Origin of the sequence: Paracoccus versutus (assembly GCF_000763885.1) — a bacterium.
Classification (GTDB): Bacteria; Pseudomonadota; Alphaproteobacteria; order Rhodobacterales; family Rhodobacteraceae; genus Paracoccus; species Paracoccus versutus.
In genome coordinates, this window is sequence record NZ_JRKO01000186.1 from 1 (window position 1) to 302 (window position 302).

Below are 302 nucleotides of genomic sequence, written 5' to 3' on the forward strand. Positions count from 1 at the left end.
GCCCGTCTCGACATGCACGTCATGCCCCAGCTTGCGCAGATGCCCCGCAGAGGACGGAGTGATGGCGACCCGAGCCTCCCCCTCAAAAATCTCCTTCAATCCGCCGATCTTCACCAGGCCACCTCCCATTTGGTTTCTTATCCTACATGGCTGAAAAACGACATTGCCCGAGCTTTGCTGTCTGGACGGCGGTTACGGCTGCTGCGTCGACGATGTCTTTGACGGAGCATCCTCGCGAGAGGTCGTTTGCGGGTTTTGCCAGTCCCTGCAGGATGGGCCCGATGGCGGTGAGGCCGCCCAGG

At 60.9% G+C, this 302-nt stretch carries 2 protein-coding genes; both read right to left on the reverse strand.

The features are described from left to right. Positions 1-114: hypothetical protein (locus tag IT40_RS30620; RefSeq protein WP_157034125.1), on the reverse strand; the 114-nt coding region annotated here is incomplete at its 3' end. Positions 115-142: 28 nt separating this feature from the next. After that, positions 143-302: phosphate acyltransferase (locus IT40_RS28215; RefSeq protein WP_279626148.1), on the reverse strand; the 160-nt coding region annotated here is incomplete at its 5' end.